Below are 17,100 nucleotides of genomic sequence, written 5' to 3'. Positions count from 1 at the left end.
GCCGGCCTTTGCGGGAAACGGTCGCCGAGCACCTCCCCGTTGACACCGGCATGCGGCTTCACCATGTTGCGCGCTCTTTGAGTTGATTGTTGCGGAACGGAAATCCATGAAGGTCGTCGTCGTTGAAAGTCCGGCTAAAGCCAAGACAATCAACAAATATTTGGGCAAGGACTATGAGGTCCTGGCCAGCTTCGGCCATGTCCGTGACCTGCCGGCAAAGGATGGTTCGGTCCGTCCGGATGAAGATTTCGCCATGTCCTGGGAAGTGGATACGGCAGCAAAAAAACGCATTGCGGACATTGCTTCAGCGCTGAAGGGGGCCGATGGGCTGATCCTGGCCACCGACCCGGATCGCGAAGGCGAAGCCATTTCCTGGCACATATTGGATGTGCTGCGCGCCAAGAAGGCGCTCAGAAAAGACACATCGGTTCAGCGCGTGGTGTTTAATGCCATCACCAAGGATGCGGTGACCGCAGCCATGGCCAAGCCGCGCGACATCGATATGCCGCTGGTGGACGCCTATCTGGCTCGGCGCGCGCTCGACTATCTGGTGGGCTTCACGCTGTCACCGATCCTCTGGCGCAAACTTCCCGGTTCGCGCTCGGCGGGTCGGGTGCAGTCGGTGGCGCTGCGGCTGGTTTCAGACCGCGAGCGCGAGATCGAGAAATTCAAGCCTGATGAATATTGGTCCGTCGAGGCGCAGCTTGCCCAGAACGGCAAGAACTTCCTGGCGCGGTTATTCGCCGTGGACGGCAAGAAGACCGATAAGCTCGACATCAAGACCGGCGAGGACGCCGCGGCGCTCAGGAAGCTCATCGAGGGCGGCCAGTTCAATGTCGCCAATGTCGAAAAGAAGCCGACCAAACGCAATCCTTACGCCCCCTTCACGACGTCCAGCTTGCAGCAGGATGCATCGTCGCGGCTGGGCCTGTCGCCGTCGCGCACCATGCAGATCGCCCAGCGTCTCTACGAGGATGGGTTGATCACCTATATGCGTACGGATGCCGTGCAAATGGCGCCTGAGGGCATCGCTATGGCCCGCTCCGTGATCGGCAAATATTTCGGCGGGGAGTATCTGCCGGAGAAGGCGCGCATCTACCAGACCAAGGCCAAGAATGCGCAAGAAGCGCACGAGGCCATTCGCCCCACCGATATGTTCAAGCGGCCGGAAAGCCTCAATCTCGACGCTGACCAGGCCAAGCTTTACGGGTTGATCTGGAAGCGGACGCTGGCCAGCCAGATGGCCTCCGCCGCGATCGATCGCACGACAGTGGATATCGCCGTCAATGTGCCGGGTCGCGCGGTAACGCTGCGGGCAACCGGTTCTGTGGTCACCTTTCCGGGCTTCCTGACGCTTTACGGGATCGAGGCGAAATCGGACAATGATGCCGATGACGATACGGACGATCGCGAATTGCCGCCGCTGGCAGTTGGGGACAAACCTGACCTGAAGAAGGTCGAGATCGAGCAGCATTTTACGCAGCCCCCGGCGCGCTATACCGAGGCGAGCCTGATCAAGAAGATGGAAGAGCTGGGTATCGGCCGGCCATCGACTTATGCGGCGACTTTGGCGACGCTGAAGGACCGCGACTACGTCAAGCTTGAGGGCAGGGCGCTGCACCCTGAAGACCGTGGACGGATCGTTACCTCTTTCCTCGAGAGTTTTTTCGCGCGCTATGTCGAGTATGGCTTCACCGCGCATCTGGAAGAGCAGCTCGACCACGTGTCCGCCGGCGATCTGGACTATAAGGTGCTGCTGCGCGACTTCTGGAAGGATTTCACCGCCGCGACCGAGGAAATCAAAGACCTGCGCGTCTCGGAAGTGCTCGATGCACTCAACGACATGCTGTCCGACCACATCTTCCCGGCCCGCGAGGACGGCTCGGACCCGCGCAAATGCCCGACCTGCGGAACCGGTACATTGTCGCTGAAACTGGGCAAGTTCGGCGCCTTTATCGGTTGCTCGAACTATCCCGAGTGTAAGCATACGATGCAGCTTTCCGATGCGGCGACGGGCCAGTCATCTGAGACGGCGGCAGGTGACGGTGTGCTGGGTACGGATCCGGCCAGCGGCGAAGAGGTCTTCCTAAAATCGGGCCGTTTTGGTCCTTATGTTCAACTCGGTGAAGGCAAGGATCCAAAGCGCAGTTCGCTACCCAAAGGATGGGACGCGGCCTCGCTGACTTTGGAAAAGGCGTTGCAATTGCTGTCTCTGCCGCGCGAGGTGGGACTTCATCCCGAAACCGGTCTGCCGATCTCGGCTGGTCTGGGACGCTATGGGCCATTCCTCTTGCATGACGGTAAATATGCCAATCTGCCGGATGTCGAAGAGGTCTTCACCGTTGGCCTCAACCGGGCCGTTGATCTGATCGCGCAGAAAGCAGCCAATGGCGGACGTGGCGGCCGTGGCGCCGCCGTGGCGGCAATCCAGACCTTCGAGCATGATGGCGGGCCGATTACGGTCCGCTCGGGCCGTTATGGACCCTATGTCAACCAGGGCAAGATCAATGCGACGCTGCCCAAGGACCTCAAGCCCGAGGACGTGACGCTGGAACAGGCCATTGCCCTGATTGCTGCACGGGCGGAGGCGACAAGCGGCAAGAAGAAATCACCCACCAAAAAGCCCGCTGCCAAGAAGGCCGCCGTCAAAAAACCGGCGGCGAAGAAGGCTGCGCCCAAGAAAGCCGCGACCAAGAAATCAGACAGCTCGGAAGACGTGCCGTTCTGAAGCGCGGCCGAGGTCGGATCGCGGCGGGCGAGGCCTTAGCCGATTGTTCGCGCGATCACGCTTAGCCAGTTGCCCAGCGCGATCTTGCGGACCAGTGGCTCACCATAGCCTTTGTCCAGCAGCGCCTGGAGCAGTTTGGGAACGCCGGTGACGTCGCCGATATCCTTCGGCACCATGGCGCCGTCGAAATCGGAGCCGAGTGCTACGCCGTCCTCGCCCAGGGCTTCGACGAGCGCATCGACATGGCGGACCATGACTTCGATGGGTGTATCGGCGTCGAACTTTCCATCGGGCCGTAGAAAGCCGGTGGCATAGTTGAGGCCGACCACACCGCCGCTCTCGCGGATGGCGGCAAGCTGCCAGTCCGTGAGGTTTCGGGTGCAGGGGCAAATCGCGTGCACATTGGAATGAGTGGCCACCAGCGGCTTTGTTGAAATGGCCGCGACATCGCGGAAGCCGGCGGCGTTGAGATGGCTGAGGTCGATCATGACGCCACGCTGGTCGCAGATGCGAACCAGCGCCTTGCCCGCGGCGGTCAGGCCGGGGCCGGTATCGGGGTCGGCATTGAACCGGAAGGGGACACCGGTGCCGAAGGCGTTAGCGCGGCTCCAGGTGACGCCTATAGAGCGCAAGCCGGCGGCGTAGAGAATTTCGAAGGCCTGGAAGTCCGTGTCGATCGCTTCCGCACCTTCGATATGAAAGATGGCGGCCAGCTTGCCCTGTGCGATGGCGCCATCAATGTCGGCGGCCGAGCGGCAGACCTTGAGCACCCCATCGCGTTCGAGCTGCAGCAGCAACGCCGCCATCGCATTTGTCGATTTTTGCGCATTGGCAATGTCGAGAAGCGGTGGCAGATCACCTTTGGTGAAGTCGGGCGCAGCCACATTTGCCACGCTCGCCTTGACCGGGGGCGGGAACATGGCGAAAAAGCCGCCCGCCATGCCGGATTTCCGCGCGCGCGGATAGTCGATGTGGCCTTCGCCATTTTTGCCGTTGATGAACATGTCGCGCTTATCGGGCCGCGCATCTTCAGTCAGGCGCAGAAGGGTATCGTTGTGACCATCAAAGAAGGGAATGGTCACGCTTCGTCCTCATGTTGAAAAACGGTGCGGCCGCCAATTATGGTGCGCATTACCTTGCCCTGCATGCGGGCGCCTTCGAAGCTGGTATTGCGCGAGCGTGAGCGGAAGCTTTTCTCGGTGACCTGCCAGGGATAATCGGGATCGACCAGAATCAAGTCGGCGGGCGCGCGCCTGACAATGCGGCCGCTATCGAGACCCAAGATGTCGGCGGGACGGCTGGTCATTGCCCGCAGGATGGTCATCAGGGGCAGATCGCCCGAATGGACCAGCCGCAGGGCTGCAGCCAGCATGGTTTCGAGGCCAATGGCGCCGTGGGAGGCCTCGGCGAAAGGCTGGCGCTTCACCTCGGAATCCTGGGGGTCGTGATCGGAATGAATGGCGTCGATGGCGCCTGACCGCAGGCCCTCGATCATCGCCTGGCGGTCATCTTCCCCGCGCAGCGGCGGGTTGAGCTTGAAATAGGTGCGGTAGCGCCCGATGTCGTTTTCGTTGAGACAGAGGTTGTTGATGGAAAGGCCGGCCGTAACTCTTGGGTTACGGGATTTCGCGGTCTCGACTAATGTGACCGAACCGGCCGTCGAAATTTGGGCGGCGTGATAGCGCGCGCCGGTCAGGCCTGCCAATTGCAGATCCCGTGCCAGGGGGATCGTTTCGGCTTCGCGCGGAATGCCTTTCAGGCCCAGCACGGTTGCAAAAAGACCCTCGTTCATCACGCCATCGCCGATCAGCCCGGCATCGGCGACGTGATGGACGAAGGGCATGTCGAAATTGGCGGCATAGCCCATGGCCGACCGCAACAGAGCCGAAGATTGGATCGACTGCGCACCGTCGGTCAGGCACACCGCTCCGGCGTCCTTGAGCAGGCCGAATTCGGTAATCTCCTTGCCTGCAAGCCCCTTGGTGATGGCTGCGGCAGGCAGGATGCGCGCGGGCGATTGCGCTTCGGCGCGACGGATGAGGAAGTCTACAAGCGCGCCATCGTCCACGGTCGGGGTGGTATCGGGCATCATTATGAAGCTGGTGACGCCGCCTGCCACGGCCGCGGCGCCCGCCGATGCCAGGGTTTCGCGATATTCCTTGCCGGGTTCGCCGACAAAGACCCGCATATCGATAAGGCCGGGGGCCAATACGAGGCCCTGCGCGTCGATGACCTCGGCGCCGTCGGGTACGCCCGCCGGGCCACCAATGGCAAGGTCGCTGATACGACCATCTTCGACCAGCACCGCGCCAAGCTGATCGGTCCCGGAGGCTGGGTCCACGATGTGGGCATTGTCAACGATGAGGGGGCGGTTCATGGGTCGTTCCTCGGTGGAAGCAGGGCGTCGAGTACGGCCATGCGCACGGCCACGCCCATTTCCACCTGATCGGTGATGACCGAGCGGTCACTATCGGCGATGGCGGGGTCGATCTCGACACCGCGATTCATGGGGCCGGGATGCATGACGATGGCGTCAGGCTTTGCGTGGCCGAGCTTTTCTTCATCGAGCCCGTAGAAGCGGTAATATTCACGGACCGATGGGATCATTTTGCCATTGGCGCGCTCGTGCTGCAGGCGCAGCATCATCACTACGTCCACATCTTTGAGGCCCTCCGCCATGTCGGTAAAGACCTCGGTGGCGAGGTGTTCGATGCCTGCCGGGAGCAGTGTGCGTGGTGCGATAACACGGGTGCGCACGTTCAGGGCCCCGAGCAGCAGCAGGTTGGAACGGGCCACGCGCGAATTGGCAATGTCGCCGCAGATGGCCACCGTCAGGCCCGCAAGCGTACCCTTGTGGTTACGGATGGTGAGTGCATCGAGCAAGGCCTGGGTGGGGTGTTCATGGGCGCCGTCGCCCGCATTGACCACCGAGCAGCCGACCTTCTGGCTAAGCAGTTCCACCGCACCAGCGGCCGAGTGGCGGACAACCAGCACGTCGGGCCGCATGGCGTTGAGCGTGGCAGCTGTATCGATCAAGGTTTCGCCCTTGGAGACCGAGCTGGTCTTGACCGACATATTGACGACCAATGCCCCCAAACGCTTGCCGGCAATCTCGAACGAGGATTGCGTGCGTGTTGACGGTTCGAAGAAGAGATTGATCTGGGTTTTGCCGGCCAATGTGGGCAGCGATTTGCGCTCCTGCCGGGAAATTTCGATCATCCGTTCGGCGCGATCGAGAAGATCGACGATTTCGTGCTGCTTGAGATCAGCAATGGAAATCAGATGGCGCTGCTGGAATGGAGGAAAGTCGCCTGAAGAGCGGGCGGGGCTGTGCTGCGGCATGTCGCATCCCTTGCGATTTGCTGCGGTCTAGCCGAGGGGGCTGGGTGGGGCAAGCCCAGCCGCGCCAATTCGTAAAATTATCTCCTTGGCGGCCGTCAGAATGCAGTGGAACAGCCGGGCCCGGACAGCGATGCAATCGCGTTCGGACCCTAGCGTGCCCGCAAGCGGTCGAGTGCGCCTTGGAGGATGTAGCTGGCCGCCAGCTTGTCGACCACTTCGGCCCGCCGATCGCGCCTGAGATCGGCTTCGATCATCATGCGCGTCACTGCCGAGGTGGAGAGGCGTTCGTCCCAGAAGGCTATCGGCAAATTGATCTTTGGCGCCAGGTTGCGGGCGAAGGCGCGGGTCGATTGCACCCGGGGGCCTTCCGTGCCGTCCATGTTGAGCGGAAGGCCGAGGATGATCGCCACCGCCTGGTTTTCGGCGATCAGCGCGATAATCCGCTCGGCATCCTGAGTGAATTTCGTGCGCTTGATGGTTTCTAGCGGCGTGGCCGAATAGCGCATGCCATCCGATATGGCGACACCAATGGTCTTGGTGCCGAGGTCGAGACCAAGAATCTTGCCCGCGGCCGGGATGGCGGCGAGCGGATCGTTGGCGGCGTCTATTGTCATGGGCTGACCCCGGGGTGTAGCTCTTGCCCGTCTCAATACGGGCGGGAGTCGCCAATGTCGAGCGATGAGCCTTTGCCGCATGTGGCGATCATCGGCGCCGGACCTGCCGGCGCGCTGACGGCCTGGCTTCTGGCGCGGATGAATATCCGCGTCACCCTGATTGAGCGGCATCGCGATTTTTCGCGCGAGTTCCGGGGCGAGGGAATGACGCCCGGAGGCATGCAGGCCATTCTTGAAGCCGGTCTGTGGGACGCCTTTGACGCCCTTCCATCCCAGCCGATACGGTCAATGCAGATGTTCTCGCGCGGAAAGCGTTTCCTAAACATCGAGCTCGACCGCATCCTGCCGCCCGATATGCAGTTCGTCCGGTTGATGCCGCAGCCCAGGCTGCTGGAAATGCTGACTAGCAAATGTGCCCAATTCAGCGGCTTTTCCCTGCTGCGCGGCACGGTGGTGCGCGACTTCATCGTCGAAGACAGCCGCGTCGTCGGGCTTGCCCTGGGCGGCGAGGGCGGTGAGCGCCAATTGCGTTGCGACTATGTCATCGCGGCAGATGGACGCTATTCGGTAGCGCGCAAGCGTCTGGGACTGGAGCTGCAGGGCGAGCGGCAGGAGTTTGACGTCGTCTGGTGCCGGGTGCCGCGCTCGGCACCGGTGAAGGCGACGGAGGCCTATGGCTTTCTGCTGGACGACTATTTTGGGCTGGCCTTTCCTGCCGAAGGTGACCATGTGCAGATCGGTCGGATCATTTCGAAGGGCAGCTACCGGGATTTTCGAGGCAGTGAGCTGAGCGCCTGGAAGGATGAATTGGCCAGCGTGCTGCCGCCGCCGCTGGCGGCCGTATTTGCCGCCGGACGCGAGCGGGCCAGCGAACCCGTTCTTCTCGACGTGATCTGCGGTATGTTACCGAAATGGTCAGTGCCAGGGCTGGTGCTGATGGGCGATGCCGCGCACCCTATGTCGCCAGTGGGGGCGCAGGGCATCAATGTCGCGTTGCGCGACGCAATCATTCTGGCCAACCATATCGGTCCGACGCTTCTCGCGGCGACCGATCCTGAGCGTCTCGACGTAGCGGCACGGCGTTTCGAGGCGGAGCGGCGCCCGGAGGTGGAAAAGATACAAGCGATGCAGAACCGGGGACCAAAACGTCTCAAAGGCATCCAGGCAGTGGCGCCCCTTCTCGGTCTGCTGCCGATGGGTGTACTGGGTTGGTTGGGTCGAACAGTGCTCAATCGACCATCGACCCGGCGCTTCATCGAAGGCGCGTCGAGGATAAGCCTGACCTTCAAGCCGGAGCGTGACGCGTGAAACTGACCTGGTTTGGTGGCTCCACATTTCGTATCCAGATCGGCGGGCAAGTGCTGGTGGTCGATCCCGAGGCCGCACCGGGTGGTATTGACCGCAGCGAACTGGTGAGCGGGGCCGATCAGGTCCTCGCGATGCGCAAGGGCGGCAAGCCGGCCGATCTCCAAACCTGGCGACCACGCCCGGCCCAGAGGCTGTTGGATATCGGTGACGCGCTGCGGCCAGTGCAAGTCTGGTCGCTTGGCGAGTGCGGTCTCCTCGTCGATGGCGACGACGATCGGCCGCTGCTCCTGGCCGTTGGAGTCCTCCCGGAACCCGGACGATGGGCTGACAAGGCAGTTGTGGTGCTGGCCGGCAGTGACCTGGCCGACCGCGCCGAGCGGCTCCTCGACGCCGTCGCGCCGGCCCTTGTGGCCCTGGCCGGTCGTGAGGCGGAAATCGACGCGGCCTTGGACAGGGTGCGCGATCGGCTCGACGGAACCGGGCTCATTGCGCTCGAGCCGGCTCTGGCCGTGGAAGCCTGATCCGACACATAAGGCATTTTCATTGTCATTTGCTGCGCCGCATTGCTAATAACGCGGCAACACGCCGTATCTTGGAGTTTCCCATGTCTGTCGATGCCGCCACCGTTAAGCGCATCGGGCGCCTTGCCCGCATTCGTATCGAGGAGGAGGAAGTCGCTGGCTACCAGAGCGAACTCAACGCGATTCTGGGCTTTGTCGAGCAATTGGGTGAAGTCGATGTCGAAGGCGTCGCGGCCATGACCTCTGTCACGCCGATGACGCTGCGGCGCCGGGACGACGTCATCTCCGATGGCAATTATGCCGAGAAGATCGTGGGCAATGCGCCGCTGACCGAAGACCATTTCTTTATGGTGCCCAAGGTGGTGGAGTAAATGACGGTTACGATCGCCATTGAGACGCCCTTGCAGGATGATGTGCGGGCTCTGGTGACCCACCTCAACGATCATTTGCTGCCGCTCTCGCCGCTGGAGTTCCAGTTCAAAATGACGGTCGAGCAGATGGCGGATAGCGATACGACACTATTTGTTGCACGCGACGAAAGTGGCAAAGCGGTCGGCATGGGCGCACTCAAGATGCATGGGCCGGAACTGGGTGAAGTCAAACGCATGTTCACCCTGCCTGAGGTGCGCGGGCGGCGCGTCGGCCGCCAATTGCTGGAGCGGATTGTCGAGCTGGCGCGTGAACGTGGCCTGCCGGTCATTATGCTGGAAACCGGAACCGGTGATGGCATGGCCGAGGCGCATCGGCTCTATGCCCGTTACGGGTTCACCCCGAGAGGACCGTTCCTCGACTATCCGGACAGCGAATGGTCGGCCTTTTTCGAGTTGCGGCTCGATGCGGAGAAAGCCGCGTGAAAGGCGCTGTCGTGCCATTGCTGCTTGCCCTGACTGTGTCGAGTGCGGCGCAGGAGGACCTGCGCATTGCGCGCGACAAGCTCTACGTGTCCGAATCCGAGGCCTGCCAGGCGTTGGAAGATAAGGGCGTGGATGCATGGATGGACCACGATTTCCTCAGCCTCGACTTCGACGACGGCATTCAATCGATGGAGTTCCGCTGCAGCTTCTTTGACGTGAAGACGCGCGAGGGCAGCACGCATCTGTTCATCGACGCGGTTTGCGAGCTGCCTGGCGAGATCTATCCCGACACGTTCGCGGTGGCGCCTTATAACGAAACCCAAATCCAGGTTGTGTCGGCCTTCGATGCAACCATGGCCGCAAACGGCCAATATGAAATGGGCAGCGAGGTTGCGACGCCCGGTGCGACGCTCTACACACGCTGCGATAATTTGAGTGAGATACCCGTTGACTGATCTGACCAAGCTAAGCCTGGCCGATGCTCGTAAGGGCCTGGAAAACAAGAGCTTTACTGCGCTTGAGCTGACCGACGCCTATATTGGTGCCATTGAGAAGGCCAATCCCAGTCTCAATGCCTATGTCGCCACGACGCCGGAACAGGCGCGCGATATGGCCAAGGCAAGCGATGAAAAGCTCAGCAAGGGGCAGGGCGGTACGCTCGAAGGTATTCCGCTGGGCATCAAGGACCTGTTTGCGACCAAAGGTGTGCATACCCAGGCCGCCAGTCACATTCTCGATGGATTCAAGCCCGAATATGAATCGACCGTCACCGCCAATCTCTGGCGCGACGGCGCGGTCATGCTGGGCAAGCTCAATATGGACGAATTCGCTATGGGCTCGTCCAACGAGACATCCTATTATGGCCCGGTGATCAGCCCGTTCCGCGCCGAAGGCAGCAATGCCAATCTGGTCCCCGGGGGATCTTCGGGTGGCTCGGCGGCGGCGGTTGCCGCGTGGCTCTGCGCCGGTGCGACAGCAACCGATACGGGTGGCTCCATCCGTCAGCCCGCCGCATTCACCGGTACTGTGGGGATCAAGCCGACCTATGGGCGTTGCTCGCGTTGGGGCACAGTGGCTTTCGCTTCCTCGCTCGACCAGGCTGGTCCGATTGCCCGCACCGTGGAAGATGCGGCACTTATGATGACGTCGATGTCGGGCTTCGACCCCAAGGATTCCACCAGCGTCGATATTCCGGTGCCGGATTTTGCCGCCGCCGTGGAGCGCGGGGTCAAGGGGCTGACCATTGGCGTTCCCAAGGAATACCGCATGGAGGGCATGCCGGCCGAGATCGAGAAGCTCTGGGCCGAGGGGCTGGAATGGCTCAAGGCCGAGGGCGCAACGGTCAAGGATATTTCCCTGCCACACACCAAATATGCCCTGCCGGCCTATTACATCGTGGCGCCGGCCGAAGCCTCGTCCAACCTGGCGCGCTATGATGGCGTGAAATACGGTCTGCGCGTCAGCGGCAAGGACATCACGGACATGTACGAACTGACCCGCGCCGCCGGCTTTGGCCGGGAGGTCAAGCGCCGTATCATGATCGGCACCTATGTGCTGTCTGCCGGCTATTTCGACGCCTATTATGTCAAGGCGCAGAAGGTCCGCACCCTGATCAAGAAGGATTTCGAGGACGCCTTCAATGCAGGGGTCGATGCCATCCTGACCCCGGCGACACCTTCTGCCGCCTTTGGTGTCGGCGATGAGGCTTTGGCTAGCGATCCGGTCGCCATGTATCTCAACGACGTCTTCACCGTTACGGTGAACATGGCCGGCCTTCCAGGCATTGCCGTGCCGGCCGGCAAGGACGGGCAGGGATTGCCGCTTGGCCTGCAGTTGATCGGCAAGCCATTCGACGAAGAGACGCTGTTTGCGGCCGCTCGTGTCATCGAAAAGAGCGCGGGCGGCGACTTCGCACCCAAGCAGTGGTGGTGAGTCCTAACGTGTTACGCAACGGCTAGCGCTTGATTGCGCCGCCGTTCCGCACTATTTGCCGCCCATGCACAGATTGAAACTGGTGGAGACGCGCCCGATTGCTGCGTCCGGGCCAACAGGAAACCAGCCGATGGCCGTAGACATCTTTACTTCGCTCGATTGGTCCGAGCCTCCCAGGGACATGAGCAAGCCGCTGCAGGCGCTCTGGTGGCTCAAGAAGGGTGAGCTGCGCGTCGGTCCCGAATGGGAAAAGGCGCACAACATTGTCCAGTCCATGGAAGGCGTCCAGGCGTTCGATTGGGTGCATGCGCTGATGCACTGGATCGAAGCCGATATGGGCAATGCCGATTATTGGTATCGCCGCGCCGGCAAGCGCCGCGCCACCGCAAGTGTGTCTCAGGAATGGGAGCATATTGCTGCGGCGCTGAGCGAAGTGACGAAGCACTGATTGGTCTCGGCTTTTGATGACGCAACGATCGCCGGGCAGGTGCCCGGCGATTTTTTGGTAGCGGCGTGGCCTGATCCCGACGGCAGAGGCTTCAGCGATTGTCCACCTGGCTTCTGACCAGTTCGAGCCCTCGCCTGGTGATGCGATAGGGCTGGCCGCCCTGCGACTTGATCGCTTTTTTGGTCTTGAGCTTATTAAAGATGAGCGGTGTGAGGCCGCTCATTAGCCAGCCATCGCGGCTGTAGAATTCAAAATCAACGATCTTGCCGCGTTCGTCCTTGATGGCGGCGATACGGCCGCCCTGTGCCAGTGCGTGCAGTACCCGCTGTTCGTTTCGGGAAATGTCCATTGAAAGTGCCTGTGGGCGCGGGCGATAGCCCGCAAAGAAGCGGTGCCGGCCGCTGGCATCGCGCAGGGGCCGGTCGGTTCACTCTACCCGTCTCGACGAGACGGGGTCTCAGGCAATCTCAAACTGGCTAGACATGGTTTGAATGTAGGCGTCGATCTGACCGGCCGCCAGTTCGTTCGCCATGGGCGGGTTGAAATCGTCTGCGTGGCGGTGCAAACCAGCAACAGTATCGACTTCCTGAGGGCCGGACGTGAGCGCTGTCAAACTGCCTAGCGAATGTGAAACCAAAGAGGATGTGCGTGCGGAGATTGATCGTATCGATCAGGCTTTGCTCGGACTTTTCGCGGAGCGGCACAGCTATGTGACGCGCATGGCCGAAATCAAGACCGACCCTCACGAGGCATTCGATCCGGCCCGGATCGAGGCTATCGTCGCCAAGGTGCGCGGCCTCAGTTTGGACCTTGATCTGGATGAGGATCAGGCAGAACTTATCTGGCGGACCCTGATCAATTGGAACATCAATTACGAGAAGGGCATAATCGCGGCGCGCAAGCGCGCTAAATAGGAGGCGGAGATGCCAGGCATTCAGATACGCAAAGCGGAAATGACGGATGCGCCTCGCCTGGCAGATATCGCCTTTCGTGCCTGGAAAGATGGCATCTATCCCATATTGACCGACAAGCCGGGCCTGCAGGACGCCGAGCGCCGGCGGCTGTCGCATGCCGTGGGCCAGGGTTGGCGCGACACCATCGTGGCCGAGCTCGATGAGATCGTCGTGGGCTGGTGCTCGCGCGTCCCGGGCCGCAGCTATATTCCCTATCTTTTCGTCATGCCCGAAATGCAGGGTCACGGTGTCGGGGCCATGTTGCTTGATCGCATGGAGTTGATGCTGGAGCTCCAGGGAGCTGAACGCGTGCACCTGGAAACGCCCGCCGACCACGTCCGGGCAGTGCGCTTCTACGAGCGGCAAGGCTATCGGATCCTGGCGCTGAAACCGGATGGGCGCGAAGGACATTCGCCTTTTATGAGTGTCCATCTCGAAAAGCGGCTGCACCCCTATGACGGGGACATTGAGGACGAGTGAGGCAACCACGGCTTCTGATTGGGCCGGCCGGGTCGGCCTGTGCCGAAATACTCGGGAATGTTGGCTTTGCTTCCTGGACGCATAGCGCCTTCGGGAAGGATGATGCGGGCCGTACAGATCGGGATAAACTGCGCGATGAGTTCGTGAATTTCTGTCGCGACAAGCCGGAGACAATGATCGTTGCCAGCGCAGACGGCAAAATTCTGGGCTGGGGTGCCCGCGAGGATATGGACAATATCATCTCCGATCTCTGGGTTGCGCCGTCTGCGCAGGGACAAGGGGTCGGTGCGGCCTTGCTTGAAGCGCTGGAAGAGGCTATCGCCAAGCAGGCTTTTGGCTTTGCTGAGCTCGAAACCTATACCGGCAATGCCGGGGCGGTGCGCTTCTATGAACGTCATGGGTATGAACCCGTCTGGCGTGGCATGAAGTTCTCTGCCAGCCTGAACTATGAACTGGACAAGGTCCGCTTCCGTAAAGCCTTGCGGGAAGCGGTATAGGACTGCCCGAACATGACTATCGTTGATACCCGTACCCCCGACAAGAAGCGCCTGATTTCCGGTTCGACCGGGGATTGGGAGGTGATCATCGGCATGGAGGTGCATGCCCAGGTCACCAGCGAGAGCAAGCTATTCTCGGGCTCGTCGACGGCTTTCGGCAATCCGCCCAATGCCAATGTCAGTTTTGTGGATGCGGCGATGCCCGGCATGTTGCCGGTCATCAATGAGGAATGCGTGCGTCAGGCTGTGCGCACCGGGCTTGGGCTCAAGGCGCAGATCAACAAGCGCTCGGTTTTTGACCGGAAGAACTACTTCTATCCGGACCTGCCGCAGGGCTATCAGATTTCGCAGTTCAAGGATCCGATTGTTGGTGAGGGCAAAGTGCTGCTCGATGTCGATGGCGAGCAGATCGAGATCGGAATCGAGCGGCTGCACCTGGAACAGGATGCAGGCAAGTCCATCCATGATCAGCACCCCAATATGAGCTTTGTGGATCTCAACCGATCCGGCGTGGCGTTGATGGAAATCGTCTCCAAGCCCGACCTGCGCTCATCGGAAGAGGCGAAAGCCTATCTTTCCAAGCTGCGGACCATTCTGCGCTATCTGGGCACCTGCGACGGCAATATGGAACAGGGTTCCATGCGCGCCGACGTCAACGTCTCGGTGCGCCGTCCCGGCGGAGAGTTCGGCACGCGCTGCGAGATCAAGAACGTCAATTCCATCCGCTTTGCAGGCCAGGCCATCGAATATGAGGCCCGTCGCCAGATCGACATTCTGGAAGATGGCGGCGAGATCGATCAGGAAACCCGCCTGTTCGACCCCAAGAACGGGGAAACGCGCTCGATGCGTTCGAAGGAAGAGGCGCACGACTATCGTTACTTCCCCGATCCGGACCTGCTGCCGCTCGAGTTCGATGACGCCTTTATTGCTGATCTGGCACAGCATCTGCCGGAGCTTCCTGATGAAAAGCAGGCACGGTTCATCGCTGAATATGGCGTGACCGCCTATGACGCCATGGTGCTCACGCTCGATCGCGAAACGGCCGACTATTATGAATCCTGCGTGAAATTTGGTGACACCAAGCGTGACGGCAAAGCCGTGGCCAATATTCTCAATGGCGACGTGGCGGCCTTTGCGAATAGCCAGGGGCTCGCGGTGTGGGAAACCCATCTGCAGCCGGCGCAGATTGCCGGTTTGGTCGATCTGATTACCAGTGGCACGATTTCATCCAAGGGTGGCAAGGACGTCCTGCAGATCCTCATCGCCGAGGAACCTGAGGGCGATCCGGCGGACATTGTGGAGCGCCGCGGCCTGAAACAGGTCACCGACCTTGGCGCGATCGAAAAGATCGTCGATGAGATCATTGCGGCCAACCCAGAGCAGGTCGAGAAGGTGAAGGCCAAACCGACCATGATCGGCTGGTTTGTCGGCCAGGCGATGAAGGCGTCCGGCGGCAAGGCCAATCCGCAGGCGCTTAATGAGCTGATGAAGCAAAAGCTCGGGATCGAGTAGACGCAACCGCACAAATGACCATCTCGCCCGGCTTCGGCATCTGCTGTGGCCGGGTTTTTGTTGCCGCTACACTTCCGAAGGGGGCGTGGGCGTTGGGTCTTCTATCGGCTGCTCCGGTGGGGGGACTTCGCTCGGCCCGGGCGGCACCGGGTCGACCGGTTGGGGCTGGGGTGGCTCGGGTTGGGGCACAATTTCGGGAATTGGCCGTGGATCGATATCGGGTCTGGGCTCTGGCATGTCGGCGCCTCCTGCCCGACAAACGCTGGCCGGGCAGGTGAGTTCCCGCCCTATGCCGGAACGCGGCGCCAGACCTGTCGAATGCGGCCGTCAATGAACAAAAGGCCGAAAAAGATGACCAGCATGCCCAGGAGCTGAATGGGCAGGATGGTCTCGCCCAGCACAGTGACGCCAATAATCAATGCCGAAATCGGGGCGATGAAGGTGGTGGTCGCGAAGTTGGTGGCACCAACACGCGGCAGGATGCGGTACATGATCTGGAAGGTGAACGCCGTCGAGAGCAGGCCAATGGCCAGGGCGGCTCCCCAAGTGGTCGGCTGTGTCATGTGCGGCACGCCTTCGGCCAGGAAGGCCACGGGGGTGGCTACAATGGCTGCGCCGGTCAGGGCGATCGAAGCGAATGCCGTTGGTTCGATGTGCTTGTAGCTGCGGGTAATATTGAGCGAGAGCCCGTAGCAAAGGGTCGCGCCAAGGCAGGCGGCGACGGCCCAGAGGTGGGAATCACCACCTTCGGACAGAGCTGGCGAGACCAGGATGGCCGCCCCGACAAAGCCGATGGCGACGCCGGTGAATTTCATCCGCGTGGCCTTCTCGCCACCAATCCAGAAGTGAGAAATGACCGCCGTGACCATGGGTGTCAGCGCATTGATAATGGCCGCAATGCCACTGGCCAGATGGGCTTGGGCGAGGGGGAACAGGGCGAAGGGTATGGCATAGGCGATGACGCCAAGCGCGCCAAGCTGCAGCCAGAGTGCGGGATCGCGCGGAACGGGCTTGCGCAATGCAATCAATACGGCCCAGCAGCCCAAGGCGCCGATGCCAACACGCAAAGTGGTTACCCAGAGCGGGCCGAGTTCACGGATGAGCAGGGCGTTAAAGACAAAGGAACACCCCCAGATGGCGCCCAGAAGGATGATCCAGAACCAATCGCGCAGACTCATGTCATTTCCCCTCATTCAGGCAGCGGGCACGCTACGCCTCATGAGAACAAAGGTCGAACCGATTTTGACGATAGGCGCCATCAATTGTTGTGATGGCTTGGTTGACTTGCATCCTACTAGTAGGTAGATACACGCTAATGAATACGCTATCGAATACCGCTCAGGAAATTTTGTTGCACGCCAAGCCCCTGATTTTGGCCGGGGGCTATCATGGCTTTAGCTATGCGGACATTTCTGACCTGGTGGGCATACGCAAAGCCAGCATTCATCACCACTTTCCCACCAAAGCAGAGCTGGTTCGGGTTCTGGTGAACCAGTACCGGCAGGATGCAGCCGCGGGCTTGGCGCAGTTGGACCGGACAATTGCCGATCCCGGGGCCAGGCTCAGGGCCTATGTCGCCTATTGGCAGACCTGTATCAGCTCCGGTACCGAACCTTTTTGTGTCTGTGCTTTATTGGCAAGTCAGATGCCCGCCATTCCCGACATTGTCGCAATAGAGGTGCGTGCGCATTTTCGTACGCTGTCCGTATGGTTGGCCACAGTACTTGCCGAAGGGGAGGCGAGCGGGCGGTTCCGGCTTGCCGGGGAACCCAAGGCGGAAGCCGAACTATTCGTAGCCACCGTCCATGGTGCGATGATGTCCGCCAGGGCGCATGCCGACGGGGACCTCTTCGAAAAGATCATTGGTCCTTTAGTCGAGCGCATGACACTTAAAGGCCCTTCATAGAGGAT

General features: G+C 60.9%; 20 protein-coding genes. 13 read left to right on the top strand and 7 right to left on the bottom strand.

All coding sequences use genetic code 11. From position 1 onward, the window contains the following. Nucleotides 1-106: 106 nt before the first annotated feature. Nucleotides 107-2,728: a type I DNA topoisomerase gene (gene topA / locus V8Z65_RS08480; RefSeq protein ID WP_338723774.1), complete on the top strand. Its 2,622-nt coding sequence runs from the start codon at nucleotides 107-109 to the stop codon at nucleotides 2,726-2,728. Nucleotides 2,729-2,763: 35 nt separating this feature from the next. Here topA and V8Z65_RS08475 read toward each other — a convergent pair whose 3' ends face one another. The 4 genes from V8Z65_RS08475 to ruvX all read right to left on the bottom strand — a co-directional run bounded on the left by V8Z65_RS08475 (nucleotide 2,764) and on the right by ruvX (nucleotide 6,684). After that, entirely contained in the window at nucleotides 2,764-3,810 is a 1,047-nt protein-coding gene (locus tag V8Z65_RS08475) for a dipeptidase (protein ID WP_338723773.1), read from the bottom strand. Next, on the bottom strand, nucleotides 3,807-5,105 hold the full coding sequence (pyrC, locus tag V8Z65_RS08470; RefSeq protein ID WP_338723771.1) for a dihydroorotase: 1,299 nt from the start codon (nucleotides 5,103-5,105) through the stop codon (nucleotides 3,807-3,809). The genes V8Z65_RS08475 and pyrC overlap by 4 nt, the downstream gene beginning before the upstream one ends. Then, nucleotides 5,102-6,070 (bottom strand): aspartate carbamoyltransferase catalytic subunit, encoded by a 969-nt coding sequence (locus V8Z65_RS08465; RefSeq protein ID WP_338723769.1) that lies wholly within the window; start codon nucleotides 6,068-6,070, stop codon nucleotides 5,102-5,104. The genes pyrC and V8Z65_RS08465 overlap by 4 nt, the downstream gene beginning before the upstream one ends. Before the next feature lie 149 nt (nucleotides 6,071-6,219). After that, complete coding sequence (gene ruvX / locus V8Z65_RS08460; RefSeq protein ID WP_338723768.1) at nucleotides 6,220-6,684, bottom strand: Holliday junction resolvase RuvX; 465 nt, start codon at nucleotides 6,682-6,684, stop codon at nucleotides 6,220-6,222. A 54-nt stretch (nucleotides 6,685-6,738) separates the two neighbouring features. On the opposite strand from ruvX, the gene V8Z65_RS08455 reads away from it, so the two are divergent. The 7 genes from V8Z65_RS08455 (at nucleotide 6,739) to V8Z65_RS08425 (ending at nucleotide 11,747) form a co-directional block, all read left to right on the top strand. After that, on the top strand, nucleotides 6,739-7,992 hold the full coding sequence (locus V8Z65_RS08455) for an FAD-dependent oxidoreductase (RefSeq protein WP_338723767.1): 1,254 nt from the start codon (nucleotides 6,739-6,741) through the stop codon (nucleotides 7,990-7,992). Beyond that, nucleotides 7,989-8,513, top strand: coding sequence for a hypothetical protein (locus V8Z65_RS08450; RefSeq protein WP_338723766.1), 525 nt, complete (start codon nucleotides 7,989-7,991; stop codon nucleotides 8,511-8,513). The genes V8Z65_RS08455 and V8Z65_RS08450 overlap by 4 nt, the downstream gene beginning before the upstream one ends. A gap of 83 nt (nucleotides 8,514-8,596) precedes the next feature. Beyond that, nucleotides 8,597-8,884 (top strand): Asp-tRNA(Asn)/Glu-tRNA(Gln) amidotransferase subunit GatC, encoded by a 288-nt coding sequence (gene gatC / locus V8Z65_RS08445; RefSeq protein WP_338723764.1) that lies wholly within the window; start codon nucleotides 8,597-8,599, stop codon nucleotides 8,882-8,884. Then, the gene (locus V8Z65_RS08440) at nucleotides 8,885-9,367 is read left to right on the top strand and encodes a GNAT family N-acetyltransferase (protein ID WP_338723763.1); all 483 of its coding nucleotides are present in this window, start codon (nucleotides 8,885-8,887) and stop codon (nucleotides 9,365-9,367) included. Continuing rightward, on the top strand, nucleotides 9,364-9,822 hold the full coding sequence (locus V8Z65_RS08435; RefSeq protein ID WP_338723762.1) for a hypothetical protein: 459 nt from the start codon (nucleotides 9,364-9,366) through the stop codon (nucleotides 9,820-9,822). Before V8Z65_RS08440 ends, V8Z65_RS08435 begins: the two co-directional genes overlap by 4 nt. After that, nucleotides 9,815-11,299: an Asp-tRNA(Asn)/Glu-tRNA(Gln) amidotransferase subunit GatA gene (gene gatA, locus V8Z65_RS08430; RefSeq protein WP_338723761.1), complete on the top strand. Its 1,485-nt coding sequence runs from the start codon at nucleotides 9,815-9,817 to the stop codon at nucleotides 11,297-11,299. The genes V8Z65_RS08435 and gatA overlap by 8 nt, the downstream gene beginning before the upstream one ends. A 130-nt stretch (nucleotides 11,300-11,429) precedes the next feature. Next, on the top strand, nucleotides 11,430-11,747 hold the full coding sequence (locus V8Z65_RS08425) for a hypothetical protein (RefSeq protein ID WP_338723760.1): 318 nt from the start codon (nucleotides 11,430-11,432) through the stop codon (nucleotides 11,745-11,747). A 91-nt stretch (nucleotides 11,748-11,838) separates the two neighbouring features. Here the strand turns inward: V8Z65_RS08425 and V8Z65_RS08420 are convergent, their stop codons facing one another. Together V8Z65_RS08420 and V8Z65_RS08415 are read right to left on the bottom strand one after the other, a co-directional pair. Next, nucleotides 11,839-12,096, bottom strand: a complete 258-nt coding sequence (locus V8Z65_RS08420) for a YjhX family toxin (RefSeq protein ID WP_338723759.1) — start codon at nucleotides 12,094-12,096, stop codon at nucleotides 11,839-11,841. A gap of 108 nt (nucleotides 12,097-12,204) precedes the next feature. Beyond that, nucleotides 12,205-12,360: a hypothetical protein gene (locus V8Z65_RS08415; protein WP_338723758.1), complete on the bottom strand. Its 156-nt coding sequence runs from the start codon at nucleotides 12,358-12,360 to the stop codon at nucleotides 12,205-12,207. A gap of 31 nt (nucleotides 12,361-12,391) precedes the next feature. On the opposite strand from V8Z65_RS08415, the gene V8Z65_RS08410 reads away from it, so the two are divergent. Genes V8Z65_RS08410 through gatB form a run of 4 tightly spaced genes read left to right on the top strand, consistent with a single transcriptional unit; the run spans nucleotide 12,392 to nucleotide 15,189 of the window. Further along, the gene (locus V8Z65_RS08410; RefSeq protein ID WP_338723757.1) at nucleotides 12,392-12,661 is read left to right on the top strand and encodes a chorismate mutase; all 270 of its coding nucleotides are present in this window, start codon (nucleotides 12,392-12,394) and stop codon (nucleotides 12,659-12,661) included. Nucleotides 12,662-12,700: 39 nt separating this feature from the next. After that, nucleotides 12,701-13,180 carry a GNAT family N-acetyltransferase gene (locus V8Z65_RS08405; RefSeq protein ID WP_338723756.1) on the top strand — a complete coding sequence of 160 codons (480 nt, stop codon included), beginning with the start codon at nucleotides 12,701-12,703 and terminating at the stop codon, nucleotides 13,178-13,180. Continuing rightward, nucleotides 13,177-13,677: a GNAT family N-acetyltransferase gene (locus V8Z65_RS08400; protein ID WP_338723755.1), complete on the top strand. Its 501-nt coding sequence runs from the start codon at nucleotides 13,177-13,179 to the stop codon at nucleotides 13,675-13,677. Before V8Z65_RS08405 ends, V8Z65_RS08400 begins: the two co-directional genes overlap by 4 nt. Nucleotides 13,678-13,689: 12 nt before the next feature. Beyond that, entirely contained in the window at nucleotides 13,690-15,189 is a 1,500-nt protein-coding gene (gene gatB / locus V8Z65_RS08395) for an Asp-tRNA(Asn)/Glu-tRNA(Gln) amidotransferase subunit GatB (RefSeq protein WP_338723754.1), read from the top strand. Between the two features lie 287 nt (nucleotides 15,190-15,476). On the opposite strand, the gene V8Z65_RS08390 is transcribed toward gatB, so the two are convergent. Further along, entirely contained in the window at nucleotides 15,477-16,367 is an 891-nt protein-coding gene (locus V8Z65_RS08390) for a DMT family transporter (RefSeq protein ID WP_338723753.1), read from the bottom strand. Between the two features lie 137 nt (nucleotides 16,368-16,504). Between V8Z65_RS08390 and V8Z65_RS08385 the strand changes: the two genes are divergently transcribed. Continuing rightward, entirely contained in the window at nucleotides 16,505-17,095 is a 591-nt protein-coding gene (locus V8Z65_RS08385) for a TetR/AcrR family transcriptional regulator (RefSeq protein ID WP_338723752.1), read from the top strand. The last annotated feature ends 5 nt before the right edge of the window (nucleotides 17,096-17,100 follow it).

The organism is Devosia sp. XK-2, assembly GCF_037113415.1.
GTDB lineage: Bacteria > Pseudomonadota > Alphaproteobacteria > Rhizobiales > Devosiaceae > Devosia.
The sequence above is the reverse complement of the archived record's forward strand: the minus strand, read 5'-3'. Positions and strand labels throughout refer to the sequence as shown.

Excerpts from the sequence above, each read along its gene's own strand:
- V8Z65_RS08440 (WP_338723763.1), top strand. The coding sequence starts at position 8,885 with ATGACGGTTACGATCGCCATTGAGACGCCCTTGCAGGATGATGTGCGG.
- gatC (WP_338723764.1), top strand. The coding sequence starts at position 8,597 with ATGTCTGTCGATGCCGCCACCGTTAAGCGCATCGGGCGCCTTGCCCGC.
- V8Z65_RS08455 (WP_338723767.1), top strand. The coding sequence starts at position 6,739 with ATGTCGAGCGATGAGCCTTTGCCGCATGTGGCGATCATCGGCGCCGGA.
- V8Z65_RS08425 (WP_338723760.1), top strand. The coding sequence starts at position 11,430 with ATGGCCGTAGACATCTTTACTTCGCTCGATTGGTCCGAGCCTCCCAGG.
- V8Z65_RS08405 (WP_338723756.1), top strand. The coding sequence starts at position 12,701 with ATGACGGATGCGCCTCGCCTGGCAGATATCGCCTTTCGTGCCTGGAAA.
- V8Z65_RS08390 (WP_338723753.1), bottom strand. The coding sequence starts at position 16,367 with ATGAGTCTGCGCGATTGGTTCTGGATCATCCTTCTGGGCGCCATCTGG.
- V8Z65_RS08465 (WP_338723769.1), bottom strand. The coding sequence starts at position 6,070 with ATGCCGCAGCACAGCCCCGCCCGCTCTTCAGGCGACTTTCCTCCATTC.
- pyrC (WP_338723771.1), bottom strand. The coding sequence starts at position 5,105 with ATGAACCGCCCCCTCATCGTTGACAATGCCCACATCGTGGACCCAGCC.
- ruvX (WP_338723768.1), bottom strand. The coding sequence starts at position 6,684 with ATGACAATAGACGCCGCCAACGATCCGCTCGCCGCCATCCCGGCCGCG.
- V8Z65_RS08385 (WP_338723752.1), top strand. The coding sequence starts at position 16,505 with ATGAATACGCTATCGAATACCGCTCAGGAAATTTTGTTGCACGCCAAG.
- topA (WP_338723774.1), top strand. The coding sequence starts at position 107 with ATGAAGGTCGTCGTCGTTGAAAGTCCGGCTAAAGCCAAGACAATCAAC.
- gatB (WP_338723754.1), top strand. The coding sequence starts at position 13,690 with ATGACTATCGTTGATACCCGTACCCCCGACAAGAAGCGCCTGATTTCC.
- V8Z65_RS08420 (WP_338723759.1), bottom strand. The coding sequence starts at position 12,096 with ATGGACATTTCCCGAAACGAACAGCGGGTACTGCACGCACTGGCACAG.